Genomic DNA, 25048 nt, shown 5'->3' with positions numbered 1-25048 from the left:
CTGTCTGGTAGACCAACCAATCAGACGACCGGTCGGACGCGCCGTCAAGCAGTACTTCGCACCGTGCGCGGTCGCCTACGGCACGTCGTGGTGCTCCGCGTCCGGGCGCCGACCAGCGCGTCGTCAGGCGCAGACGGCGATGAAGACGAGGCCGTCGTCCCCGGCGCGGAGGTGGCGGGACGACTCCTCGGTCACGGCGATGAACTGACCGGGCGCGACCGGGATCTCCTCCCCGTCCACGACGACCCACCCGCTCCCGCGCAGGACGGCGTAGGCGTCCTCGGCGTGGTCGTCGCGATGGTCGTGCGCCACGGTCTCGGCGCCCGCCGGCAGCTCGATCTGGTAGAGGCCGAAGGCCGTGAGCCCGACGGCCTCCCCGACCCGCTTCTCGAAGGGGCTCGCGGCCGGGTGCGGTCCGCGGCCGACGGGGAGGGTCGCCTGGTCGACGATCTGCGCGCTCACGTCGAGAAGGTACGTCCTCGCCTCAGCCGCTGGACACGAGACGGTCCGAGTTGATCAGCCACGCGCCGCCGGTCCCGCGGGACAAGCCGAGCTCGTGGACCTCCCGGATGGGGGAGCCGCTGCGCGGGGAGAACACGAGGGTCGCCCGGACGGTGTCGTCGTCGACCGCGGTGGCCTCCGTGACCTGCACCGACGCGATCGTCGACCAGAAGTTCTGGTAGTTCGCGAAGCCGTTCGTGGTGTCCTGCATCGTCGCGCCGAGGCGGGCCCAGCCGGCGCCGGGGTTCGCCGTGACGATCGAGTAGTAGTCCCGCACCGCGGCCACCATCTGCGTGCGCTGGTCGGTCGGGCCGGACTCTCCCTCGCTCGTCGTCGGGCCGCCCAGCGAGGCGCCCTCGGTGCCGCCGGAGCTGCTGGTCAGCGCGATCGCGAGCAGGACGCCGGCCACGACGGCGACCACCAGGACCGCGATCACGACGACCGTGGTCGGGCGACGCCGCGCGCGCGGCGCGGCCGGGGCCGCCACCGGGGCGGGGCGGGGCGCGGAGCCGTTCGACCGGGCGGCCGGGGGTGGCGGCGGGACCTGGTCGGCGTCGCCGGACGTGGGTCCGGGGTCGGGCGTCCCGTCGTCGAAGCTGGGGCTGCCCCGCCAGGTCGGCGGCGGCGTCCGCCCCTCGCCCCGGCTCCGGCCGGAGACGACCGGATCGGACTCGGTGGAGCGCCGCGAGTCCGGGATCCGGGCCTCCTCGACGTCCGGGCGGGCCCAGGTCGCCGTGGAGGCGGACCCGGCGGAGTGCGCGATGCGCCCCAGCTCGCGCCGGGCCTCGGCGGGGGTGGGCCGCTCGCTCGGGTCCGAGCGCAGCAGTCGCATGAGCAGCGCGGTCAGCGGGCCGGCCTGCACCGGGGGATGCACCGCGCCCGCGGCGACCGCGTGCAGCAGGGCCAGGGCGTTGTCGTCGGACCCGAAGGGCGGGATGCCCTCGACCGAGGCGTAGAGCGTCGCGCCCAGTGAGAACACGTCCGAGGCGAACGTGGAGTCCTCCCCGCGCGCGACCTCCGGCGCCAGGTAGGCGGGCGTCCCGGCGAGCATGCCCGTGCGGGTGAGCGTGAGGTCGCCGGTGGCGCGGGAGATCCCGAAGTCGGTGATCTTGACGGTGCCGTCGCTGCCGATGAGGACGTTGCCGGGCTTCACGTCGCGGTGCACGATCCCGGCCTGGTGCGCGGCGTCCAGCGCATCCGCGACCTGGCGGCCGATGCGGGCGACCAGCCGCGGGTCCAGGGGGCCCTGCTCGGCGAGCATCGCGGCGAGGCTGCGCGACGGCAGGTACTCCATGACCAGCCACGGCTCGTCGCCCTCGATCGAGGCGTCGAACACCGAGATCGCGTGCGGGTGCTGCAGGCGGGCCGCGATCCGTCCCTCGCGCAGGGTCCGCTGGCGGACCTCGTCGGCCTCGGCCTCGTCGAGACCCTGGTTGAGGAAGACCTGCTTGACCGCGACCACCCGGCCGAGACGTTCGTCGGTCCCGCGCCAGACGACGCCCATCGCGCCCGAGCCGATGCGCTCCTCGAGGCGATACCGCCCGGCGACGACACGACGAGGTGTCACCGGCCTCCCTCCGCCCGAGACTGACGGGCCCGCGGGCCCTCGTGCGGCATCAGGGTAGAGGGCGGGACGTGTCGGGTCCCACGGTCGGGTGACGTGTCACGGCGCCGATGTGCGCCTCAGTCCTGGCCGCCGAGCAGCGAGGTCACCGTGTCGGTGGTCGTGGAGACCGGGTCGCCCGCGCCGTCGTCGTCGGAGGAGGACTCGTCGGCCCCCTCGTCGTCCTGCGAGTCCTGGTCCGCCCCGTCGTCGGTCGTGGCCTCCTCGCCGGATGCGGTCTCCTCGTCGGACGCGGACTCCCGGGCGTCGGCCTCCTGGGACCCGGACTCGTCGTCCTGGGAGGACTCCTCCGAGGACTTCGCGGACGGCTCGGAGCTCGACTTCGAGGCCGACTTCGAGGAGGTGCCCGCGGCGTCCGCCCCGTTGAGCAGGGTGTCGACCGTGGCGCCGAGCGTCGTCGTGGTCCGCTGGAGGGTCGGTCCGACCGCGGGCACGTCCTTCGTCGCCGTGCCCACGGCGTCGACGGTCCGGGTCACCGGCTCCGTGACGGTGCCCGTCGTCCGGGCGACGAAGTCCGCGGCCGTGCTCGTGGTGGTCGCGACCGTGCCCGCCAGCGGCGGGGCGACGGCGCCGAGGGTGCTGCCGGTGTCCTGCAGCAACGTCCCGGTGGCGCCGGCGACGCCCGGGCCCGAGGGGGTCTTCCCGCCGCCGGTGAGCAGGGTCGTGACGTCGGAGGTGGTGTCGGTCAGCCCGGCGATCGTGTTCCCGACGACGGGGAGCGGGGCGGCGACCGTGCCCACGCCGTCGACGGTGTTCCCGACCGTCGCGCCCACCGGCTTCACCACGGTGGTCTGCACGGTGTCGGTGACACCCGAGACCGCGTCGGTGACGGGCGTGACGACGGGCGCCAGCGGGGGAAGGATCTCGCCCACGGCCGTGCCGGTGTCCCCGACGGCGCCGGAGACGATCGGGACGAGGGGCGTCGTCCCGCCGGGGCCGGTCCCGGGGCCGGGCGTCGGGGCCGAGGGCGCGCCCCCGCCGTTCTGCCCGCCACCCGTCACGGGCGTCAGCGGGACCAGCGGGCTCGTGGGCCCACCGGGCGCCGTACCCCCCGCTCCCGGCGCCGTGACACCGGGAGCGGGGGCGGCGGTCGCGCCGGGGAGCGACGTCGTGCCGGCCAGCGGGCCTCCGCGGAGGGGGCCGCCGGCGGTGAGGCCGAGGCTCTCGGCCGAGGTGCTGAAGGCCGCGAACGCGACCGAGCCCGGGGCGACCGTCTCGACGCTGCCCGGGGCGCCCGGGACGGGCACGGCGGAGCCCTCCGCGAAGGGGGAGTGGCTGGGCGAGTCGTCGATCGGCGGGATGAACGACGGACCGGCGACCGCCCCGATGACGCCGACGGCGGTGCCGCCGACCAGGACGGCGGCCGTGGTCACGCGGGTCGCCGCGGTGCCGCGGGTCAGGGACAGCGGGGCGGCGTGGTGGTGCATGCGCCCGCTCGCGGTGACGATCGCCCCCGTCGTCGGGAGCGCGCCGGTGTCCTCCCGGACCACGATCTCGGCGACCGGGACGCCGTCGGCGTGCCGACCGCGGTCGCGCGCCCGCCGCCGGGGGACCTCCGGCAGGGGCGGCAGCGCCGGGTCCTGTGGTCCCGCGCTCCCCGAGAGGCCGTACCAGCCACGCCGGTCACCCCGGCCCCGTGCAGAACCCGCCGCGGACACGCTCACTGCGCCACTCCGATCGGTCAGCCCCCGCCACCTGTCGTTCGTGAGGTGACTGTGTACTCGACCGGGTGACGGTGGGCCCAGGGGATCGAGACCGTCCGACGACGATCGACCGCTCTCCGTCGCCGTGCGGGCGTGTCGCGCGCACCGCCGACCGCGAGGGGTCTGCACTCCTCCGAACGACGACGCCCCGATGGAGTGACGGTCGTTCGGCGCGCCGACCGCGCCGCTCGGCGACGCTGCGGAGCAGTCCGTCACCGATCGTGGCCGACGTCCGACTCCGGCCGGGCAACGGCCGGACCGGACCACGGCGCCGTTCGGGTGGCGCGGGGGCGTCTCAGTAGGACGACGGCGGGTTCGCCAGGCGCTTGCGGGCGCCCTGCAGCTGCGAGACCGACGCGAGGCCGATCCCGCCGCCGAGCAGCAGGCCGATGACGTCGACGGGGACGCTGTCGGCTCCCGTCAGCGCCCACGCGACGAGCGCGGCGACGACGAGGCCGCCGGCGGCCGGCAGCCGCTTGCGGGCGTCCGTGGCCAGGTGCGAGGCGCCGGGGCGCTTCGTGGCCACCGACCGCAGCATCAACAGGTAGCCGCCGTACCCGACGGCGGCGAGCAGACCGAGGATGGCGACGATCGTCGCGATCAGGTCGATGACCGTTCCCATGACCCCAGGATGCCAGTGCGGGCGTGAGGTGGGTGCCGGTTCAGCGGCCGCCGAGCCGGCCCCGGCCCAGCCGCAGGAGCAGCATCCCGAGCTCCCGGCCCTCGGCGCCGAGGTCGCGGAAGCGGGCGAGCACCTGCATCTCGCGGTTGTAGACGATCCGGGGGCCGCCCGCGGCCATCCGGGCGAGCCCGATGCGCTGGGAGATCTCGGAGCGGCGCTTGATCAGGCGCAGCAGCTCGGCGTCGATGGCGTCGATCTCGACGCGCAGGTCGGGGATCTCCTCGGCGGTGGCCGGGGCGAGCTCGCCGGGAGCGTCGGTGCTGGTCGGCGTGTCGGTCACGGTGGTGGTCCTCCGGGTGTGTCGGAGCATCGGAGCCCCGGCACGAGGAACGCCCCGGGGTCTGGCGACTCCGGGGCGGTGGTGGGTGGCGACTAGCGTCGGGCGACCACGGGGACCGGGAGCCGGTTCCCGTAGGCGAATCGCCGTGTCGCGTGCACGGGACGGACACTAGACCGACCCTCCGGTGTGCGCCACGGTCGGCGGGGAACCGCCCCCGGACTGTCAGGGGGGCCGGGTAGCGTGGCCAGGCGATGAGTAGCACTGACACCGGCTCGGCCCGGGGGACCCGGCCGAGCGCCGCGGCCGGCCTCGCCGCGCGGCTCGCCGGGGCCGCGGGCACCACCGCGCTGCGGCGCACGGGGGAGGACCGTCCCTCCGCGGGATCGCCGGGGCAGCAGCCCCCGTCCTCGGAGCGGGAGCGCCGCGACGAGCGCGCGCAGCAGCTGCTCGAGGGCATGAACCCGCAGCAGCGCGAGGCCGTGACGCACTCGGGGTCGCCGCTGCTCATCGTCGCGGGCGCCGGCTCGGGCAAGACGCGGGTGCTCACGCACCGCATCGCCTGGCAGCTCGCCCACGGCGCGCACCCGGGGCAGATCCTCGCGATCACCTTCACCAACAAGGCCGCGGCGGAGATGCGCGAGCGCGTCGCGGCGCTCGTCGGGCGCCGCGCCAACGCGATGTGGGTGTCCACCTTCCACTCGATGTGCGTGCGGATCCTGCGCCGCGAGTACAAGCACCTGGACCTGTCGAGCACGTTCTCGATCTACGACGCGGACGACTCACGACGCCTCGTCGCCACGATCACCAAGCAGCTCGACCTCGACCCGAAGCGCTACCCGCCGCGGGGGCTGCTGGGCCAGATCAGCGCGTGGAAGAACGAGCTGACCGACCCGGTCACGGCCACCGAGGCCGCGGCGAACGACTACGAACGCCGGTGCGCCGAGGTCTACACGACCTACCAGCAGCGGCTGCAGCAGTCGAACTCGCTGGACTTCGACGACCTGATCTCCCGCACGGTCGACCTGCTGCAGCGCTTCGGAGACGTCGCCGAGCACTACCGCCGCCGCTTCCGGCACGTGCTCGTCGACGAGTACCAGGACACCAACCACGCGCAGTACGAGCTGGTGCGGGCCCTCGCGAGCGGCTCGCCCGACGGGTCGGTGCCGCCGGCCGAGCTGTGCGTGGTGGGCGACGCCGACCAGTCGATCTACGCGTTCCGCGGCGCCACGATCCGCAACATCATCGAGTTCGAGCGCGACTACCCCGAGGCCCGCACGATCCTGCTGGAGCAGAACTACCGCTCCACCCAGATGATCCTCTCGGCGGCGAACGGGGTCATCGCGCGCAACCCGGACCGGCGCGACAAGCGGTTGTGGACCGACTCCGGCGACGGCGAGAAGGTCGTCGGCTACGTCGCGGACAACGAGCACGACGAGGCCGCGTTCGTCGCGGCCGAGATCGACCGGCTCGTCGACGCCGGCGACGTGCGCTTCGGCGAGGTCGCGGTCTTCTACCGGACCAACGCCCAGTCGCGCGTGTTCGAGGACGTGTTCGTCCGGCTCGGCATGCCGTACAAGATCGTCGGGGGAGTGCGGTTCTACGAGCGCCGCGAGGTCCGCGACGCGCTGGCCTACCTCAAGGTGCTGTCGAACCCCGAGGACACCGTCTCGCTGCGGCGGATCCTCAACGTGCCCAAGCGCGGGATCGGCGACCGCGCGGAGGCGGTCGTGGCCGACCACGCCGAGCGCGAGCACGTCACGTTCGCGGCGGCCCTGCGCCGCGCGGCGGCGGGCGAGGTGCACGGTCTGGCCACCCGTTCGCAGCGCAACATCGCCGACTTCGTCGAGATGATGGACGCCCTGGCCGCCGGGGTCGCGGGGGGCCAGGAGGTCGCCGACACCCTCGACGCGGTGCTCGACATGTCGCACTACCGCGCCGAGCTGGAGAACTCCGAGGACCCGCAGGAGCAGTCGCGCCTGGAGAACCTCACCGAGCTCGTCAGCGTCGCCCGCGAGTTCGTCGGCGACGCGCGGGCGAACGCCGCGGTCGCCGAGGCCGCCCAGGCGGACGGCGCCGCGGAGGTGCCGGCGGGGGTCGTCGCGGCCGCCGACGGGCCCGACCCGGGCTCGCTGGAGGCCTTCCTCGAGCGGGTCTCGCTCGTCGCCGACGCCGACTCGATCCCCGACGGCGGCGACGGCGTGGTCACGCTGATGACCCTGCACACCGCGAAGGGCCTCGAGTTCCCGGTGGTGTTCTGCACCGGGTGGGAGGACGGCGTGTTCCCCCACCAGCGGGCGCTCGCCGACCCGGCGGAGCTCTCCGAGGAGCGCCGGCTGGCCTACGTCGGCATCACCCGCGCCCAGCAGCGGCTCTACCTGTCCCGCGCACTCATGCGCTCCGCCTTCGGGCAGCCGCAGGCGAACCCGCCGTCGCGGTTCCTCGACGAGGTGCCGGTGGAGGTCGTGGACTGGCGGCGGTCCGCCCCGGAACGTGCGGCCCCGTCGGCGTCGACCGGGTTCGGGTCCGGGCGTTCCTGGGGCCGCGACCTGACCGGGTCGCGGTCGCGCCCCTCGCCGATGCGCTCGGCGTCGAGCGCCCCGGCGCTGCACCTCGAGGTGGGCGACCGGGTCAGCCACGACAAGTACGGGCTGGGGCTGGTCACGGTGGTCGACGGGGTGGGCAGCAAGCAGACGGCGACCATCGACTTCGGCTCGTCCGGCACGGTGCGGCTGATGCTCATCGGCGGCGTGCCGATGCAGAAGCTGTAGCGCCTCGGACGATCCAGCCGCGCTCGACCGCGATGCGGTGCGCGTCGGCCCAGGACGTGGCGTCGAGGGCCTGGCGCAGGACGACGACGGCCTTCGGTGCGACGTTGTTCCTTGCTATCGTCCGGTTCGTTTTCACAACCGACGACGATGAGGTGCGACGTGGACGACGAGGCCGCGATCCGCGAGCTGATCCATCGGTGGGCGACGGCCGTGCACATCGGCGACCTGGCGGGCGTGACGGCGGACCACACCGACGACGTGGTCATGTTCGACGTCCCGCCGCCGCACCGCGGGGTGCGGGGCGCCGATGCCTACCGCGGGGTGTGGCCCGGGTTCTTCGCGTGGCAGGCGTCCGGCGCGTGCTTCGAGATCGACGAGCTCGAGGTCACCGCGGGAGGCGACGTGGCCTGGGCCCTCGCACTCCTGCGGTGCGGGACCGAGGCCGAGCTGGCGGCGGCGCCCGACGTCCGGCTCCGCCTCACCCTGGGCCTGCGCCGCGTGGACGGGCGATGGACCATCGCCCACGAGCACCACTCGTTCGCGGACCTCACCGACCCGGGCGCGACGGCGGACGCGGTCCGCGACGTGCACCGGAGATGGGCACGGGCGACCGAGGAGAAGGACCTCGACACGATCATGGAGGGCATCGACACCGACGTCGTCTCCTACGAGCAGGAGGGTCCGCTGGAGTACCGCGGGGCACCGGCCGTCCGGGAGGTGTGCGCGACCGGCCTCGACGCGGCCGCGCACGTGACGATGGAGACGCCCGACCTGACCGTGCGGGTCGACGGGGCGACCGCGGTCTCCTGGGGTCTGGACCACGTGCGCGGGACCGGCCATGACGGCGAGCCGTTCGAGGTGTGGTCCCGTGGCACGCGGGTGTTCGCCCGGCGGGACGACCGGTGGGTGCTGGTGCACCAGCACGTCTCGCTCCCGGCCTGAGCGGTCCCCGGTTGCCGGGCCTCGGGGGCGCGGGTAGTTCTGAGGGGGCCGCGGACGCCGTAGCCGCGGTCGGGGAGCGGTGTGGACACCGGGATCACGCACGACGACGGGCTGTTCGGGCCGGGCTCGGTCACCTGGAGGGTGCACCTCGAGCCGGTGCTCTGGGTGGCCGGGATGCGGGCGCTGCTGCTGCAGTCGCTGCACCCCCGGGTGATGCGCGGGACCTATCAGAACTCCGCCCTGTTCGACCCGAGGAAGGCCTGGCCCCGCTTCCAGCGGACCGTGGAGTTCGTCGGCACCCGCACCTTCGGCAGCACCGCCGAGGTCGAGGCCGCCGCGGGCCGGGTCCGCCGCCTGCACGCGACGCTGCGCGGGCACGATCCCGACACCGGGACCGACTTCCGCCTCGACGAGCCCGAGCACCTGCTCTGGGTGCACGCCTGCGAGATCGACTCCTACGCCGACGTCGCGCGCCGCGGGGGAGTCCTCGACGACGCCGGCGTCGACGCCTACCTCGCGGAGAGCGTGCGCGCCGCCGAGGTGGTGGGCCTCGACCCGGCGATCGTGCCCGCGTCGCGGGAGGAGATGGCCGACTACTTCCGGCGGGTGCGCCCGGGACTGCGCCTCACGGACGAGGCCCGGCTCGGCGTGGGCGGACTGATGCGCCCGCAACCGCACGCCCCCGCCGGCATCGCCGTCGCCCTGTCCACCATCGCGGGGCTGGCGCTCGGCACCCTGCCCCGCTGGGCGCGGCGCCTGTACGGGCTGCCCGGGCTCCCGACCACCGACGCCACCACCACGGTGGCGCTCCGGCTCACCCGGGGCGTGACGACGTTGCTGCCCGACCCGCCGATGCCGCCGCGGATCGCCCGCGCCCGCGACCTGGTGCGCGGCGCCTGATACGGCCGTTCGGTCGACCCCCGGACCCACGAACGGGCCGTTGATCACCGAAGACGGTGCCGAACGGCCCGTTCGTGGATTTCCGGGGCTCAGTCCGACGACGCGCCGAGCGAGATGCCGCGCTCCGCGAGCCACGGCAGCGGGTTGATCTTCGAGCCGCCGGAGGTCCAGACCTCGAAGTGCAGGTGCGGCCCGGTCGACTGCCCGCGGTTGCCGATCTCGGCGATCTCCTGGCCGGCCTTCACCTTCTGCCCCTCCTTGACGTAGGAGCGGTTGATGTGGCCGTAGACGTTGATCGTGCCGTCCTCGAGCTGCACGCGGACCCACATGCCGAAGCCGCTGGCCGGGCCGGACTCGAGGACCGTGCCGTCGGCCACCGAGACGATCGGGGTGCCGATCGAGTTCGCGATGTCGACCCCGCGGTGCGAGGTGCCCCAGCGGGCGCCGAAGCCGGAGGTGAAGCGGCCCTCGGCCGGCTTGACGAACTTCGGGGCGCGCGCAGCGGCCTCGCGGGCGGCGGCCGCGTCGGCGACCTTGCGGGCCTTCGACAGCGACGACACCTGGCTGCCCTCGGAGGCGGACGGGGCGATCGCCATGACGCCGGTGGTCGCCGCGTCCAGGGCGTCCCGCGACGGAGCGGCCGCGGCCGCCGAGGGGACGTCCGCGGTCGACGTGCCCGCGGAGAGGGCCAGGTCGGCGCGGGTCTCCCCGGTCGGGGCGTCGAGGCCGCTGGAGACGACGCTGTGCCCGGCGGTGGCCAGGGCACCGGCTGCGACGGCGGCCACGGCGAGGCGGCCCGTGAGCGGGTTCGAGGTCCGCCGGGGCTCGGGACGGCCGGGGCCTGCGTCGGCGGGCCGGGGTGCGGGGCGCACGGAGGCCGGGGGTCGGGCGGGCAGGGCCGGGGCGCGGCCGGAGCCGCCGACGAAGGCCGAGGTGCGGCCGTCGTCCACCGGGCGTGGGGCCGGGCGGGCCGGGACGAAGCGAGGACCGCCGCCGAGGAGGCCGGGGCCTCCGGCGCCCGCGAGGGCGGGCGCTCCGAAGCCGGCGAATCCGTCGAACCGGGGAGCGAAGGGGACGGCCGGGCGGGGGGAGCTGTGACGCGCCAAGACCTTCCTTCCGCAGGTCGGGGCCGGGCGCGAACGACGATGGCGTGGGGGCGCCGGACGGATCGTCGGGGTCGATCCGTGAGTCGTTCGTGACCGCACCGTGATGCTGGACCAGCGGACGGTGTCACGGAACCCGTGGTCCCGGCAAACGACGACCCACGGATCACCCGTCCCACACGCCGTGTGCGCGTCCGTGCGCGCCGAGCGGTCGTCACACGGTCGGGTGAGTGGGACAACCGGTGGCGGGGTCGGGCGTCAGCCCGCGGCCGCCGCCACCGTCTGGACGCGGTCGCGCGGCGAGGTGGTACGTGCGAGCCGGCAGGCCACGAGGTGGACGACCGTCGGGTCGATCGTCATGGCCATGTGCCCGACGTGGTCGCGGCGCACGTTCTCCACCTGCAGGTCCGGGTGCTCGAGCCGGGCGTTGCGCTGCGGGATGATCAGCTGGTCCATCCGGCTCCACACCGCCAGGAACCGGGTCCGGCAGCCCGGCGCCGGTTCCTCGAGCTCGCGCAGGAGATCCGAGCCGGGCTGGAGCTGGCGCGGCACGAGGGTCGGCGGGAGCAGGTGGGCGATCGCCGATCCCCGGTGCGGCGTCCCCAGCGTCACCAGCGTGTCCACCCGGGCGTCCCCGCCCAGGCGCTGGACGTAGTAACGGGCGATCAGACCGCCCAGGGAGTGGCCCACGACGTGCACCCGGTCCGCGCCGGAGGCCGCGCACAACCGCTCCACGTGGTCGCCCAGGTCGCGGGCGGCCGTGCGGATGTCGCCCGTGAACGCGGTCATCGGGCTGTAGTTGACGGCCTGGACGGTGCCGTGGCCGCGGCGGCGCAGGGCCCGGGCGAGGTAGTGGAAGATCGACCGGTTGTCGACGATGCCGTGCACCAGCAGGACCGGGGTCGACGACCCGTCGAGGTCGGAGACCATCAGCGAGCGCTCGCCGGGGGAGAGCGTCTCGGTGCGGTGGTGGGCGTGCACACCGCCCGGGCGCAGGGCCTCGTCGATCAGGCCCCACGGATAGACCGACAGGTGGACCGCGGTCCAGGCGAGCTCGACCGCGAGACCCCGGACGCCGGCGGGGACGCCGACCGTGCGGGCCGCGTACGACAGCGCTCCCCAGGCGTGCGAGGCGATCGCCCCCAGGGAGCCGGGTCGGTCCGCCGCCGGCGTCGGCGACGTAACCGCGGTCACGTCCATGAGGTCGACGTTAGGCGACGTTCACCGGCGTGTCGCCCCGGGCGCGTCAACAGATCGATCCAGAGTCGATCTCGGGGCCACCGGCGGGTGAGTGCGAGGAACGATCGGGTACACGCCTAGCCTTCGCGGACATGACGGCCTCCAGAGCCGAGCCGCGGCCGAGCCCTCCCGGGCCCGCCGACGTGCGTGACGACCGGTCCGGCGCGGGCCCGGCCGCCCGCGTCTGGTGGATCGCGGCGGCCCTCGTGGTGCTCGCCGCCGCGCTGCGGATCACCGTTGCCGTCGTCGCCCCCGGACCCATCGGGGCGCCCACCCGGGCGGCCGGCGTGCTCGCGCCGATCGTCGCCCTGGTCGCGGCCCTCGCCCCCGGGCTCGCCACGCGCCGCGCCCGGCGCCGGCCGGGCGTGGCGTCGCTGGCGGCGCCCGCGGCGCTGGGGGTGCTCGGGGTCGGTGCCCTGCTCGTCGACCTCACCCTGCTCACCGACCCGGTGTCCGCCGCCCGGCCGGATCTCCTGCCCTCCGGCACGGCGGTGCTGCCCGCGACGGTCGCGGCGCTGCTCGTCGCGGCCGACCTCGCGCTGGTGCTCGCCGCGGTGGTCGCCGGGCTCGGCCTCGTCCGCACCGGCCGCGCCGCGGGCCGGTCGGTGTTCGGCACCCATCCGCCGGGGACGCTGGTCCGGCCGGGGTCCGGCGCGCTCCTGGCCGCCGTCGGGCTCGTGGCCGCCCCCTTCACCGTCGTCGGCTCCGTCACCGGCTTCGCGCCGCACGCCGTCCCGGACACCGCGCCACCCGCCGGGATCGGGGCGGCGCTGCTGGCACTGACCCTCGTCGTCGTCGCCCTCGCGCCCGGGGTGCGCCCGGCCGAGCCCGCCGCCGGCGACGCGGACGCCGAGACCGGGATGCGGGTCCGGCGCGCGATCCACACCGCACTCGGGGCGGGTGCCCTCGCGACGGCGGCCCCGATCGTGGCGGCGTCGGTCGCCCGGGACGGTCTCGCGGTGTCGCCGGGCGCCGTCCTCGTCGTCGCGGGCGGTCTGCTCCTGATCGGGATGCCCGCGCGGACCGCGGTGATCCGGTCCCGCGCGGCGGGCGTCGCGGCCCTGCTCACGGCGGGCGTCGCGCTGTTCGGCGCGCTCCTGCCGACCACGGTGCTCTCCGGCGTCCCGTCCGGCTCGACCGCCCCCGTCGACACCGGCACCGGCATCCTCCTGCTGCCCGCGGCCGCGGTGCTCGCGGTGCCCGCGCTGCTCGTCGTCGTCGGGACTCCGCGCCTGGTCGTCCGGGCGCGCCCGACGCTCTCGGTCGCCTGGCTGACCGTGCCCTTCGCGGCGGGGCCCGCCCTGGACCTCGTCCTCGCCGCCCTCGACAGCGCGGCGCCCGCCGCGACGCCGTTCGGACCGAGCCCCTTCCCGACGCCGGGTGCCTACGTCGGTCCCGGCGGGTGGGCCGTGGTCGCGGCGCTGGTCCTGGCGGTCCTCACCGCGGTGCTGGCGGTCGGGGCGGGGTTCGCGGAGCGCCGCGACGTCGGCGCGTCCGCCCCCCTGGGCGCCCGGCCGGCCGACGGCACCGACACCGTCGAGCCCGACCCGACGATGCTGCCGATGTGCGCCCTCGCCGCGGTGCTCGCCGTCCCCGGCTTCGGCGGCCCGCTGGCCCGCGACGCGCTGGCCGCGAACGCCGCCGGTGGGGTGTGGCAGAACCCGGGCGCGGCCGCCTGGGGTGCGCTGGCCGGCGTCGTCGGGGTGGCGATCGCGGTGCTGCTCGCGCCGCGGGCCCGCCCGGCGCGGGCGCTCGCCCTGCTCGGCGCGGCCGGCGCCCTGCTCGTCGTGCGGCTCTCGGCGCTCGTGCTGACCCCACCCCGACCGGGGGAGAGCGTCGGCATCGGCACCTGGGCCGCGATCGTGTGTCTCCTGGTGACCCTGGGGGCTGCTGTGGTGTCCGTGGTCGAGGTCCGCTCCCGCGCCCGGGAGCAGTCGTCCGCGGGCGCGTAGTGCACCTCACCCCGACCGCACGGCCGAGGCACCCGGCGCGCCGCTAGGGTCGCCACGGTTCCCGCCGACGAGGTCTCCGGCCGCCGAGCGCGGTCCGTGCGCCCCGCGGGACCGCCGCCGGAGTCCACCGACGGATGCTGCCGGTCAGTGATGGAGGAGTTCACGAGTGGACCTGTACGAGTACCAGGCGAAGGACCTCTTCGCCGCGCACGGAGTGCCGGTCCTGCCGGGCCGCACCGTCGACACGGCGTCCGACGCCGAGGCCGCCGCGGGTGAGATCGGCGGCGCGGTCGTCGTGAAGGCCCAGGTGAAGACGGGCGGGCGCGGCAAGGCGGGCGGCGTCAAGCTGGCGAAGGACCCGGCCGAGGCCAAGGAGAAGGCCCAGGGGATCCTCGGGCTGGACATCAAGGGCCACGTCGTCCACCGCGTGCTGGTCACCCAGGCCAGCGACATCGCGGAGGAGTACTACTTCTCCTTCCTGCTCGACCGCTCCAACCGCACCTTCCTCGCGATGTGCTCCGCCGAGGGCGGCATGGAGATCGAGGAGCTCGCGGTGGAGCGCCCCGAGGCCCTGGCCCGCGTGCCGATCGACGCGATCGCCGGGGTCGACAAGGCCAAGGCGCAGGAGATCGTGCAGCAGGGCAACCTGCCGGCGGCGGTGGCCGACGAGGCCGCCGACGTCATCGTCAAGCTCTGGGAGACCTTCGTCGGCGAGGACGCCACGCTGGTCGAGGTGAACCCGCTGGTGCGCGACCCGCAGGACCGGGTCGTCGCGCTCGACGGCAAGGTCACCCTCGACGAGAACGCGGACTTCCGCCACGAGGCGCACGGCTCGCTCGTCGACGAGCGCACCGAGAACCCGCTCGAGGCGAAGGCCAAGGCCAAGGGCCTGAACTACGTCAAGCTCGACGACGGCCAGGTCGGCATCATCGGCAACGGCGCGGGTCTGGTCATGTCGACCCTGGACGTCGTCGCTTACGCCGGCGAGGCCCACGGCGGGATGAAGCCCGCGAACTTCCTCGACATCGGCGGCGGCGCGTCGGCCGAGGTCATGGCGGCCGGGCTCGACGTCATCCTCGGCGACTCCGACGTCCGCAGCGTCTTCGTCAACGTCTTCGGTGGCATCACCGCCTGCGACGCGGTCGCCAACGGCATCGTCGAGGCGCTGAAGATCCTGGGTGACGACGCGACCAAGCCGCTGGTCGTGCGCCTCGACGGCAACAACGTCGAGGAGGGCCGGCGGATCCTCGCCGAGGCGAACCACCCGCTCGTCACCGTGGTGGGCACGATGGACGACGCGGCCGCGAAGGCCGCCGAGCTTGCCGCGAAGGCTGGTGCGTGAGATGTCGATCTTCCTGAACGAGAACAGCAAGGTCATCGTCCAGGGGCTCACCGGCTCCGAGGGCATGAAGCACGGCCGCAAGATGCTGGCCGCGGGCACGCAGCTCGTCGGCGGGGTCAACGCCCGCAAGGCCGGCACCCAGGTCGACGTCGACGGCACCTCGGTGAACGTCTACGGCGGCGTCGAGGAGGCCATGAAGGAGACCGGGGCGGACGTCTCGGTCATCTTCGTGCCGCCGAAGTTCGCCAAGGACGCGGTCGTCGAGGCCGTCGACGCCGGCATCGGCCTCGCCGTCGTGATCACCGAGGGCATCCCGGTGCACGACTCGGCGTGGTTCTGGGCGCACGCGACCGCGAACGGCAACCGGACCCGGATCATCGGGCCGAACTGCCCCGGGATCATCTCCCCCGGCAAGTCGCTCGCCGGCATCATCCCGGCCAACATCTCCGGCCCCGGGAAGATGGGTCTGGTGTCCAAGTCGGGCACGCTGACCTATCAGATGATGTACGAGCTGCGCGACATCGGCTTCTCCACCGGCATCGGCATCGGCGGCGACCCGATCATCGGCACCACGCACATCGACGCGCTCGAGGCGTTCCAGAACGACCCCGAGACCGAGGCCATCGTCATGATCGGTGAGATCGGCGGCGACGCCGAGGAGCGGGCCGCCGACTACATCAAGGCGAACGTGACGAAGCCGGTCGTCGGCTACGTCGCCGGCTTCACCGCTCCCGAGGGCAAGACGATGGGCCACGCCGGCGCCATCGTGTCCGGCTCCGCCGGCACCGCCCAGGCCAAGAAGGAGGCCCTCGAGGCCGCCGGCGTCAAGGTCGGCAAGACCCCGACCGAGACCGCCGACCTCGCCCGGTCGCTGGTCTCCTAGGTCCGGTCTGAGGCAGGGTGGGCCGACCGCGGGGCGCTCCCGCGGTCGGCTCGACGGTGTCGTCACCGCAGGAGGGCTCGTCCGATGAGTAGTGGACCCACGGCGGGTGCGCAGCAGTCCGGGCCCGGCGGCCCGCCCGGTCGAGGCGGTCCGCCCCACCCGGGGCAGCCGCCGTCGGCTCCGAACCCGGCCGCCGGGCCCCCGAGCCAGCCGTTCGGCGGCCAGTCGCCCTACGGCGGGTCCTCCTGGGCCGGAGCCGGCGCGCCAGGGTCCGGCCCGGCCCCCGGCGGGCAGGCGCCCGCCCCGGGGTCGCCGTGGGGCCGCCCCGCACCGCCGCCGACCCCGAGCCGGGGCGTCCCGGCGGGTCCGCAGGCGCCCAACCCGTACGCGGCGGCGACCGTCCCCGCCGCCCCCGCCGCGTCGTCCGCCCCGTCGTCCGCTGCGTCGTCGGGCTCCCCGTCGACGGGCACCACCGACGGCGTCCCGGCCGGTCCGGGCCGCATCGCCGCCCTCGCGGCCGCCGGGCTGGGGCTGCTGACCTTCATCGCGACCTTCTTCACCAGCTTCGACCCCGCCGGCCTGCTGCCCGCCCTCGTCGTCGGCGGCGGCCTGCTCGTGGGCGCGGCCGTGCTGCCCGCGGCCCCGCGCACCGTGGTGCCGGGTGCCGTGGTCTCGCTGACCGCGGCCCTGGTCAGCCTGCAGACGCTGTCGGTGACCGACGGCTCGGACATCGTCGTGGTCGTGCTCGCGGTCCTGACGGCGGCCGCGGCGGTCGTCGCGGCGCTCTCGGCGGTCGGGCTCATCGCGGGTGGCGGCACCCGGTCGGTGGCCGCGGCTCCGGCCGCCGCCCCCGGGCAGAACCGCGGTCCGGGGCCGGCGTCGCCCTTCGGCGCGCCGCCGGCGTTCTCCGGCCCGCCCGAGCAGGCGACCCAGCGCGTCCACCACCCGCAGGCACCCCAGCAGCAGGCGCCCACCCAGGTGGCGCCGTCGTTCGGGGCCTCGGGTCCGTCGGGTCCGTCCCGCGGGGCCACGGGGCCGCAGCCGTCGATGGAGGACGCGGCCGCGCGGACCCAGGTGGTCGCGACCTCACCGGCGTCGTCCACGACCGAGGTCGCGGCCGAGTCGGCGCCGGGCACGGAGTCGCGGACCACGGACGAACCGACGCGGGAGTCCTCCCCGCACGCCGCGAACCATGCCGCGAACCCTTCGTCGGCACCCGTCACCGACGGCCGGGCCGTGTCCCCGTCCGGCGAGGCCCCGTCCGACGCCGGGGCGGCGTCGGGTCCCTCCGCGGGCGAGGGCGGCCGTCCGGCGAGCGCCATGATGGCCTCGCAGAGCGGCGGCGGGACGCCGTCCCAGGAGCACCGGGCGTCGGAGTCCGAGGACACCCCGCCGTCCGGGATCCCCCGCCCGACCGGCTGGGGTGTGCCCGACCGCGACGGCCAGGGCCCGAACTCCGAGCGGCCCGGGGCGCACGAGCGCTGACCGGGTCACCGCCGACGTCCCGGCGTGGCAGCCGCCCGTCGCGGCCCGGGCCTGGAATCGTCGGCGCGCGTGAACGCACCGGCCCCGGACGACACGGAGGACCCGACCACCGTCCGTCCGGCGGTGCCGTCGGCACCGGCGACACCGGCTGCCCCGCGGCTGGCGGTGCTCGCCGAGGTCGCGTTCGTGCCGGTGGCGGTCTCCTACCTCGCCGTGGTCGTCCTGGCCGCGCTGATCACGGCGGCCGCGTCGGGCACCTCCCCGGGGGGTGACCCGGGGCTGGCGCAGGCCCTCGGGACCGGCGTGCCGCTGTGGCTGGCCGTGCACCTGGTCCCGCTGACGATCTCCGGGGCGCCCCTGGGTGCGCTCCCGCTGGGCCCGGCGATCGGGGTCGCCGTGCTCGTCGCCGCCCTGGCCCGCCGGGGTGTCCGCCGGCTGCTGACCCCGGCGACCGAGCAGCACCGGTGGACCTCGTGCGCCGTCCCGGTCGTCGCGGCGGCCGCGGCCGTGCACGCCGCCGCCGGCGTCCTCGCCGCGGCCCTGCTGACGCCCGACGCCGCCGCTGTCCCGGCCGACGCCTCACCCGCGGCGGCCGGCGTGGTGGCGGGGCTGCTCGCGGCGACGGCGGCCGGCGTGGGGGTGGCGGGTCCCTGCGGGCTCGGCCGGCTCACCGCCACCCTGCCCGCCTGGCTGCGGCGCGGGATCCGCACCGGGGTGGCCGCGACGACCGCCCTGCTCGCCGCCGGGACGCTCGTCCTGCTGGTCGTGCTGCTCGCGCACACCGACGCGGTGGCGGCCGTGTTCGCCACGGTCGCGCCGGAGGTCGGCAGCGGCGCCGGCCTGTGGGTGCTCACGGTCGCCTACCTGCCCAACGCCCTCGTCGCCGCGACCGCCTGGGTGCTCGGTCCGGGCTACGCGGTGGGAACCGTGAGCGCCGCGCCCACCGCGGCCGTCCCGGGACTCGTGCCACCGTTCCCCCTGGCCGCGCTGCTCCCGTCGGGGACCCCGCCGACCTGGGCCGGGGTGGTGTTCGCGCTGCCGCTCGCAGTGGGCAGCGTCGTGGGCTGGACGCTAGCGACCTCGTCACCGGACACCGCGACCCGACTGCGCACCGTCGCGGTCGCCGCGGGGACCACCGGCCTCGCCCTCGCGGTCGCCGCCCTGCTCGCGGGTGGGCGGCTCGGTGCGGGGCCGTTCGACCCGGTGGTCGTGCCGGTCGGGTGGACGCTGCTCGCCGGGTTCGCGTGGATCGGGGTGCCGGGGGCGGTCGTGGCCGCGCTCGCCGCGCCCGCCCCGGCCCGACCCGTCGTCGCGGAGCCGGTCGTCGAGCGTGTCGAGCCCGACACGCCGGAGGATCCCGCGCGCGGCTAGGGTGGTCGGCGAGGATCGTCGAGACGCCGGAGCCCAGGTCTGTGCACGGCGGCAAGGAGTCCCGCTGAGCACGCAGACCCGCTGGGAGCTTCCCGCGCCCGCCCGCGTCGTGGTCCTCGCCTCCGGCTCCGGCAGCCTGTTGCAGGCCCTGCTCGACGAGGCCGACGGGTGCGGGGTCGAGATCGTCGCCCTGGTCTCCGACCGCGACGGCGTGGCCGCCCTGGACCGGGCGCGCGCCGCCGGCGTCCGACCCGCCGTCGTGAAGGTCTCCGATCACCCGGACCGTTCGGCGTGGGACGCCGCGCTGGCCGGGACGGTCGCCGCGGCCGCGCCGGACCTCGTGGTCTCCGCGGGCTTCATGAAGGTCCTCGGCCCGGCGTTCCTCGCCCGGTTCGGCGGGCGCACGATCAACACCCACCCCGCGCTGCTGCCCGCCTTCCCCGGCGCGCACGGCGTCCGCGACGCGCTCGCGTACGGGGTGAAGGTCACCGGCGCCACCGTGCACCTCGTCGACGACGGCGTGGACACCGGCCCGGTGCTGGCCCAGGAGGCCGTCGTCGTCGAGCCGGACGACACCGAGGCGTCGCTGCACGAGCGGATCAAGGTCGTGGAGCGCCGCATGCTCGTCGAGACCGTGGGGGCGCTCGTCCGCCACGGCGCCACCACCACCGGACGGACAGTGAGGATCCCGTGAGCGACACCGAAGGCCGCCGGCCCATCCGCCGCGCGCTCGTGAGTGTGTTCGACAAGGCCGGTCTGCTCGACCTCGCGACCGGCCTGCACGCCGCGGGCGTCGAGATCGTGTCGACCGGCTCCACCGCGTCGCGGATCGCGGACGCCGGGGTGCCGGTCACCCGCGTCGAGGAGCTCACCGGGTTCCCGGAGTGCCTCGACGGCCGGGTGAAGACCCTCCACCCGCGCGTGCACGCCGGCCTGCTCGCCGACTCGCGGCTGCCCGAGCACGTCCAGCAGCTCTCCGACCTCGGCATCGCGCCGTTCGACCTGCTCGTGGTCAACCTCTACCCGTTCACGCAGACCGTGGCCTCCGGCGCCTCGCCCGACGACTGCGTCGAGCAGATCGACATCGGCGGTCCCGCGATGATCCGGGCGTCGGCGAAGAACCACGAGACGATGACCGTGATCACCGACCCGACGCGCTACGCCTGGTTGCTCGAGCAGGCCAAGAACGGCGGCGTGACCCTCGCCGACCGGCGGGCGCTCGCCGCCGAGGCGTTCCGGCACACCGCGTCCTACGACGTGGCGGTGGCGACGTGGATGGGGTCGACGCTGGCACCCTCGGAGGGCTTCGGGGACTGGGTGGGCTCCACCGGCCGGCTGCGCCAGACCCTGCGCTACGGCGAGAACCCGCACCAGGCGGCGGCGCTCTACGGCGAGCCGGGCGACGCCTCGGGGCTGGCGGGCTCGACGCAGCTGCACGGCAAGGAGATGTCCTACAACAACTACGTCGACGCCGACGCGGCGTGGCGGGCGGCGCACGACCACGCGGACGACCAGGTCTGCGTGGCCATCATCAAGCACGCGAACCCCTGCGGCATCGCGGTGGGTTCCGACGTGGCCGAGGTGCACGCCCGGGCGCACGCGTGCGACCCGACGTCGGCGTTCGGCGGGGTGATCGCGGTGAACGCCGAGGTCACGGTGGCCGCGGCGGAGCAGATCGCGGAGATCTTCACCGAGGTCGTCGTGGCACCGTCCTACGCCGAGGGCGCGGTCGACGTGCTCGCGCGGAAGAAGAACATCCGGGTCCTGACGGCGCAGTGGTCGCCCGCGGCGGTCGAGCAGCGGCCGATCTCCGGCGGCGTGCTCGTGCAGGAGCGCGACGCGGTGGACGCCCCCGGGGACGACCCGTCGTCGTGGACGCTGGCGACCGGCACCGCGGTGTCGGACTCCGTGCTCGCGGACCTCGCGTTCGCGTGGCGGGCGTGCCGGGCGGTGAAGTCGAACGCGATCCTGCTGGCCTCGGGCGGGGCGACGGTCGGTGTGGGGATGGGGCAGGTCAACCGGGTCGACTCGGCCCGCCTCGCCGTCGCCCGGGCCGGCGACCGGGTCCGCGGCTCGGTGGCCGCCTCGGACGCGTTCTTCCCGTTCCCCGACGGCTTCGAGGTGCTCGCCGAGGCCGGCGTCGCCGCGGTGGTGCAGCCGGGCGGGTCCGTGCGTGACGCGGCGACGATCGAGGCCGCCGAGAAGGCGGGCGTCGCGATGTACCTGACGGGGACGCGGCACTTCGCGCACTAGGTGGCTTTCGCCGAGAGCTGCACCGGGCAGCTCCCGGGGCGTCCCTGCGTGCCTGGTGTAGCTCTCGGGGGCGGGTCCGGGCCCGGTGGGTTCCGAGAGCTACATGAGGCAGCTTCGGGGGCGTTCGGACGTGCCTGGTGTAGCTCTCGTGGTCGTCATGGGATTCGTGGGAACCGACGCTGCGGGTGACCACTCCAAGAGGTGAGGGCGCCCTGTCGGGTGCTCCCATCGTCGAGGAGGTCCCGTGACCCTGCGCCGCATACCGTCCGAACCCGGTCCGTTGACGATCCGTCGTCCGACGCCGCTGTCCGATGTGGTCGCCGCCGCCCGCGTGAAGCACGCGGCGACGATCGACACGTTCGTCGCCTGGAGCGCGGTGATGGGACGGGACGTGAATCCAGATGTCGCTGCACTGGTGCACGCGGTCGAAGACGACGACCGTTCGCAGACGTCCCACCGAGGGTGGGACCGGGCGTCGTTCTACTCGTTCTACCGGAACCACCTCTGGAACTGGTGCAGCCTCGCGGACTGCGACTACCCGGACGACCTGCCGGAGTTCCTCTGGCTCTGGCTCCACCACCGTCGACTCAGCGGACGATGGGGCACCGACGACGAGCCTCTGCACGAGTTGCTCAAGGTGCTTCTCTGCTATGGCGACATCGGGTTCGACGGTTGGCCGATGCCGGAGGGGGAGACCCGGCGGCTCGTCCCCTGCGAATGCATGGTGTCGAGGGACTACCCGCCTCCTCCGGGGCCTGCCCCGGCGATCGCCGATCTCGAGTACGAGACCGAGGACGACCTCGGCCCGATCGACCGGCATCCGTGAGGTTGGCTTGATCAACGAGCACTGCCGGTGGCTGGTGGCCGAGGTGCCCCCCCGGGGTGCTCGTTGATCAAGGACGACCGGGCTCGGTGCGTGCGTCCCCGAGCTGTCGGGTGAGCTGCCGACCGGCCCGAGTGACGTCGTCGTCGCGTCGTGGCGCGTTGTCGGTGGGGTGGGCTACCGTTCTCCTCGTTCGAACTCATGTTCGATGATCGAGGAGGCTGCGATGTCGGTGGCGCACGACCTGCTGGCCGGTCGGGTCGCGGAGCTGGGGCTCGTCCGGGCCTCGGAGCTGCCCGCGCGGGGTGCCCGGGCGGCAGCCTCGCACACCCGCCCGGCCCCGGTGCCGGCCTCGCCCGAGTCGTCACACGATCCGGAGCCGGAGCCCGCGCACGATCCCGAGCAGGCCCTGCTGCCGGTGCCCGGCCCGCTCGGCGGTCTGCTCCCGTGGGGTGGTCTGCGGCGGGGCTCGACGGTGTCGGTGCACGGGTCGACCGCCCTGCTGCTCGCGCTGGTGGCGCAGGCCTCGCGGGCGGGGTCGTGGTGTGCGCTGGTGGGGCTGCCGGGGGTCGGGATGGCGGCCGCCCACGAGGCGGGGATGGACCTCGCGCGCACCGCCCTCGTCCCGCGGCCCGGTCCGCGCCCGGCGACGGTGGTGGCGGCGCTGGTCGACGGGGTGGACGTCGTCGTGCTCGGGGGCGCGTCGGCGTGGCGGGCGGGGGACCGGCAGCGGCTCGCCGCCCGGGTCCGGCAGAAGGGGGCGGTGCTGGTCCCGGTCGGGGCGTGGCCGGGGGCCGACGTCGAGCTGCAGGCCACCGGCGGCACCTGGTCGGGGCTGCTGGGCGACGGTGCGGGCCGGCTGCGGTCCCGGCGGGTGCACCTGCGCTGCGCCGCGCGCGGACGGGCACGGGACCTGCGCTCCGATGTCCTCCTGCCGGGTCCCGGGGGCCGCTGCGCCGTTCCCGACGACGAGTCGGGTCCGGTCGGGGCGGACCTCGCACCCGTGAGGGCGGGGTGACGGAGAGCTCGACCCGGGTGGCGGGAGACGGAGCGGAGCGGAGCTCGACCCGGGTGGCGGGAGACGGAGCGGAGCGGAGCTCGACCCGTGTCGTCGCGCTGTGGTGCCCGGACTGGCCGGTGGTCGCGGCCTGCGCGGAGTCCGGCATCCCGGCCGACCGCCCGGCGGCGGTGCTGGTCGGGCACCGTGTCGTGGCCTGCTCCGCGACCGCCCGGGCCCAGGGGATCCGGCGTGGCCTGCGGCGGCGCGAGGCGCAGGCGCGGTGCCCCGACCTGGCGGTGCTCGGTCGGGACGCCGACCGCGACGCGCGCGCCTTCGAGACGGTCGCCGCGGCGGTGGAGGAGCTCACCCCCGGGGTGGAGGTGATCCGGCCGGGGCTCGTCGTGCTCGCCGCCCGCGGGCCGGCGCGCTACTTCGGCGGCGAGGAGGTGGTGGCCGAGCGGCTGGTGGACCACGTCGCCGCGCGGGCTCGGGTGGAGTGCCAGGTCGGAGTGGCCGACGGGGTGTTCGCGGCCTCGCTCGCCGCGCGCCGCAGCACGATCGTGCTGCCCGGGGGGTCGCGGGCCTTCCTCGCGCCGCGTCCGGTGATCGAGCTGGAACTGGAGCCGGGGGTGGAGCCGGACACCGCGGGGGCCGACGGACCGGGGACGACCGCCCGGGCGGACCTGATCGGGCTGCTGCGCCGCCTCGGGCTGACCACGCTCGGCGACTTCGCCGCGCTCCCGGCCGTCGACGTCGCCTCCCGGTTCGATGCCGCCGCGGTCCGGGCGCACCGGCTCGCCCGGGGCCTCGACGAGCGGCCGCCGTCCCGGCGTCAGGTGCCCGACGAGCTGACCGTGGAGGTCCCGCTCGACCCGCCGGTCGACCGGGTCGACGCCGCCGCGTTCGCCTCGCGGGCGCTCGCCGAGCGGCTGCACCACGTCCTGGGCGAGGCCGGGCTGGCGTGCACCCGGCTCGGGGTGCAGGCGCGCACCACCGGTGGGGACGACCTCGCGCGGACCTGGCGGTGCGCCGAGCCGCTCACCCCGTCCGCCACCGCGGACCGGGTGCGCTGGCAGCTCGAGGGGTGGTTGTCCCAGCGCGCGGGCACGGGGCGCAGCGGGGACGGGCTGGCGGTGCTGCGGCTGGTGCCCGAGGAGGTCGTCGACGCCGGGCGGCTGCAGCTCGGGCTCTGGGGGGAGACCGGGGCGGCCGACGAGCGTGCCGGGCGGGCCCTCGTCCGGGTGCAGGGCCTGCTCGGGCCGGAGGCGGTGCTCACCGGGGTGCCCGGTGGAGGACGCGGACCCGCCGAACGGATCCGGGCCGTGCCGTGGGGCGACGAACGCGCGCCCACGCTCGACCCCGAGGCGCCGTGGCCCGGTGTGCTCCCGGCCCCGTCGCCGTCCACGGTCCCGCCCGAGCCGGCGCCGGCGCGGGTCCTCGACGCGGCCGGTCGGTCGGTCCGTGCGGCGCCCCGCGGTCGGCTCACTGCGGCGCCGGCCTTCGTCGGGATCGGCGACGGCGAGTACGCGCCGGTGCGGGCCTGGGGCGGTCCGTGGCCCGAGGAGGGGCGCTGGTGGGACCCGGCGGCGGCCGCCGGCTGCCTGCGGATCCAGGTGGTGTGCGTGCAGGACGACTCGGACCCCGACCCGGCCGCCGACCTCGCCCCCGACCCGGTGGCCTCCTCGGCCGATGCCGCCGGGTTGGCGCTGCTGCTCGTCCTGCGTGACGACCGGTGGGCGATCGAGGGGATCTACGACTGACCGGGCGGGGTGGCGACCTGCCAGAGGTGCCCGTCCGGGTCGGCGAACGTGGCGGAGTAGCCGCCCCACGGAGGCGCGGTCGGCCGCTCGACCACCGCGGCGCCCGCCGCCTCCGCGCGGGCGAACACGGTGTCGACCTCGGCGGCCGTGTCCGCGGACAGCCCGAGCAGGCACTCGGAGACCCCCGGCGCGGCCACGTCGTGCTCCCCGGTGACCCATCCGAACCCGCCCCGCGGGATGAACATCAGCCACAGTCCGTCGTTCACCACGACCTGCAGCGGCTCCGGGACGCCGTCCTCGGCGGGCTCGCCGACCGCGTCGAACCCGAGGTCGCGGTAGAAGGCGTGCGTACGGACGCGGTCGTCGGTGGGCAGGGCCAGGAGCACCGGAGCCATCGCGGTACGGTATCAGGACCAGAAGATGTGGAAGAAGCACCG

Annotated in this window: 21 protein-coding genes; 13 read left to right on the top strand and 8 right to left on the bottom strand. The window is 75.6% G+C overall.

Annotation, left to right across the window (positions count from 1 at the left end):
- Window positions 1-123 precede the first annotated feature (123 nt).
- The 5 genes from WCD74_RS10835 to WCD74_RS10815 form a co-directional block, all read right to left on the bottom strand.
- Window positions 124-462, bottom strand: a complete 339-nt coding sequence (locus tag WCD74_RS10835) for a cupin domain-containing protein (RefSeq protein WP_337694875.1) — start codon at window positions 460-462, stop codon at window positions 124-126.
- A gap of 22 nt (window positions 463-484) precedes the next feature.
- Complete coding sequence (locus WCD74_RS10830) at window positions 485-2068, bottom strand: serine/threonine-protein kinase (RefSeq protein ID WP_337694874.1); 1584 nt, start codon at window positions 2066-2068, stop codon at window positions 485-487.
- Between the two features lie 116 nt (window positions 2069-2184).
- Window positions 2185-3789 carry a hypothetical protein gene (locus WCD74_RS10825; protein ID WP_337694873.1) on the bottom strand — a complete coding sequence of 535 codons (1605 nt, stop codon included), beginning with the start codon at window positions 3787-3789 and terminating at the stop codon, window positions 2185-2187.
- A 334-nt stretch (window positions 3790-4123) separates the two neighbouring features.
- Window positions 4124-4450 carry a hypothetical protein gene (locus tag WCD74_RS10820; protein ID WP_337694872.1) on the bottom strand — a complete coding sequence of 109 codons (327 nt, stop codon included), beginning with the start codon at window positions 4448-4450 and terminating at the stop codon, window positions 4124-4126.
- 40 nt (window positions 4451-4490) lie between these two features.
- Window positions 4491-4820 carry a chorismate mutase gene (locus WCD74_RS10815; RefSeq protein ID WP_373696058.1) on the bottom strand — a complete coding sequence of 110 codons (330 nt, stop codon included), beginning with the start codon at window positions 4818-4820 and terminating at the stop codon, window positions 4491-4493.
- A gap of 221 nt (window positions 4821-5041) precedes the next feature.
- Here WCD74_RS10815 and pcrA point away from each other — a divergent pair, with 221 nt between their 5' ends.
- The 3 genes from pcrA (at window position 5042) to WCD74_RS10800 (ending at window position 9400) form a co-directional block, all read left to right on the top strand.
- Window positions 5042-7558 (top strand): DNA helicase PcrA, encoded by a 2517-nt coding sequence (pcrA, locus tag WCD74_RS10810; protein ID WP_337694870.1) that lies wholly within the window; start codon window positions 5042-5044, stop codon window positions 7556-7558.
- A gap of 159 nt (window positions 7559-7717) precedes the next feature.
- Complete coding sequence (locus WCD74_RS10805) at window positions 7718-8500, top strand: YybH family protein (RefSeq protein WP_337694869.1); 783 nt, start codon at window positions 7718-7720, stop codon at window positions 8498-8500.
- 81 nt (window positions 8501-8581) lie between these two features.
- Complete coding sequence (locus tag WCD74_RS10800; protein WP_337694868.1) at window positions 8582-9400, top strand: oxygenase MpaB family protein; 819 nt, start codon at window positions 8582-8584, stop codon at window positions 9398-9400.
- Window positions 9401-9489: 89 nt separating this feature from the next.
- Here WCD74_RS10800 and WCD74_RS10795 read toward each other — a convergent pair whose 3' ends face one another.
- Together WCD74_RS10795 and WCD74_RS10790 are read right to left on the bottom strand one after the other, a co-directional pair.
- Window positions 9490-10272 (bottom strand): M23 family metallopeptidase, encoded by a 783-nt coding sequence (locus WCD74_RS10795; RefSeq protein WP_444876341.1) that lies wholly within the window; start codon window positions 10270-10272, stop codon window positions 9490-9492.
- A gap of 489 nt (window positions 10273-10761) precedes the next feature.
- Entirely contained in the window at window positions 10762-11703 is a 942-nt protein-coding gene (locus WCD74_RS10790) for an esterase/lipase family protein (RefSeq protein ID WP_337694866.1), read from the bottom strand.
- Window positions 11704-11834: 131 nt separating this feature from the next.
- On the opposite strand from WCD74_RS10790, the gene WCD74_RS10785 reads away from it, so the two are divergent.
- The 10 genes from WCD74_RS10785 to WCD74_RS10740 all read left to right on the top strand — a co-directional run bounded on the left by WCD74_RS10785 (window position 11835) and on the right by WCD74_RS10740 (window position 24611).
- Window positions 11835-13694, top strand: coding sequence for a hypothetical protein (locus WCD74_RS10785; protein WP_337694865.1), 1860 nt, complete (start codon window positions 11835-11837; stop codon window positions 13692-13694).
- A gap of 166 nt (window positions 13695-13860) precedes the next feature.
- Window positions 13861-15036: an ADP-forming succinate--CoA ligase subunit beta gene (sucC, locus tag WCD74_RS10780; RefSeq protein ID WP_337694864.1), complete on the top strand. Its 1176-nt coding sequence runs from the start codon at window positions 13861-13863 to the stop codon at window positions 15034-15036.
- A 1-nt stretch (window position 15037) separates the two neighbouring features.
- Window positions 15038-15919, top strand: a complete 882-nt coding sequence (gene sucD / locus WCD74_RS10775; protein ID WP_286051617.1) for a succinate--CoA ligase subunit alpha — start codon at window positions 15038-15040, stop codon at window positions 15917-15919.
- Window positions 15920-16003: 84 nt separating this feature from the next.
- Window positions 16004-17404, top strand: a complete 1401-nt coding sequence (locus tag WCD74_RS10770; protein WP_337694863.1) for a DUF5336 domain-containing protein — start codon at window positions 16004-16006, stop codon at window positions 17402-17404.
- 69 nt (window positions 17405-17473) lie between these two features.
- Window positions 17474-18775, top strand: a complete 1302-nt coding sequence (locus WCD74_RS10765; RefSeq protein WP_337694862.1) for a cell division protein PerM — start codon at window positions 17474-17476, stop codon at window positions 18773-18775.
- Between the two features lie 109 nt (window positions 18776-18884).
- Window positions 18885-19469, top strand: coding sequence for a phosphoribosylglycinamide formyltransferase (purN, locus tag WCD74_RS10760; protein WP_337694861.1), 585 nt, complete (start codon window positions 18885-18887; stop codon window positions 19467-19469).
- A complete protein-coding gene (purH, locus tag WCD74_RS10755) occupies window positions 19466-21028 on the top strand; it encodes a bifunctional phosphoribosylaminoimidazolecarboxamide formyltransferase/IMP cyclohydrolase (protein ID WP_337694860.1) in 1563 nt (520 codons plus the stop codon). The genes purN and purH overlap by 4 nt, the downstream gene beginning before the upstream one ends.
- Before the next feature lie 244 nt (window positions 21029-21272).
- On the top strand, window positions 21273-21854 hold the full coding sequence (locus WCD74_RS10750) for a hypothetical protein (RefSeq protein WP_337694859.1): 582 nt from the start codon (window positions 21273-21275) through the stop codon (window positions 21852-21854).
- A 223-nt stretch (window positions 21855-22077) separates the two neighbouring features.
- Entirely contained in the window at window positions 22078-22869 is a 792-nt protein-coding gene (gene imuA', locus WCD74_RS10745) for a DnaE2-dependent mutagenesis accessory factor ImuA' (RefSeq protein ID WP_337694858.1), read from the top strand.
- A gap of 53 nt (window positions 22870-22922) precedes the next feature.
- Window positions 22923-24611: a Y-family DNA polymerase gene (locus tag WCD74_RS10740; protein ID WP_337694857.1), complete on the top strand. Its 1689-nt coding sequence runs from the start codon at window positions 22923-22925 to the stop codon at window positions 24609-24611.
- Here WCD74_RS10740 and WCD74_RS10735 read toward each other — a convergent pair.
- Entirely contained in the window at window positions 24602-25006 is a 405-nt protein-coding gene (locus WCD74_RS10735; RefSeq protein ID WP_337694856.1) for a VOC family protein, read from the bottom strand. The two genes, WCD74_RS10740 and WCD74_RS10735, sit on opposite strands and share 10 nt — an antisense overlap.
- Between the last annotated feature and the right edge of the window lie 42 nt (window positions 25007-25048).

It is taken from the genome of Actinomycetospora aurantiaca (assembly GCF_037401875.1).
Taxonomy (GTDB): Bacteria; Actinomycetota; Actinomycetes; order Mycobacteriales; family Pseudonocardiaceae; genus Actinomycetospora; species Actinomycetospora aurantiaca.
Note: the sequence above shows the minus strand (reverse complement) of the source record. Positions and strands in the feature narration are given on the sequence as shown.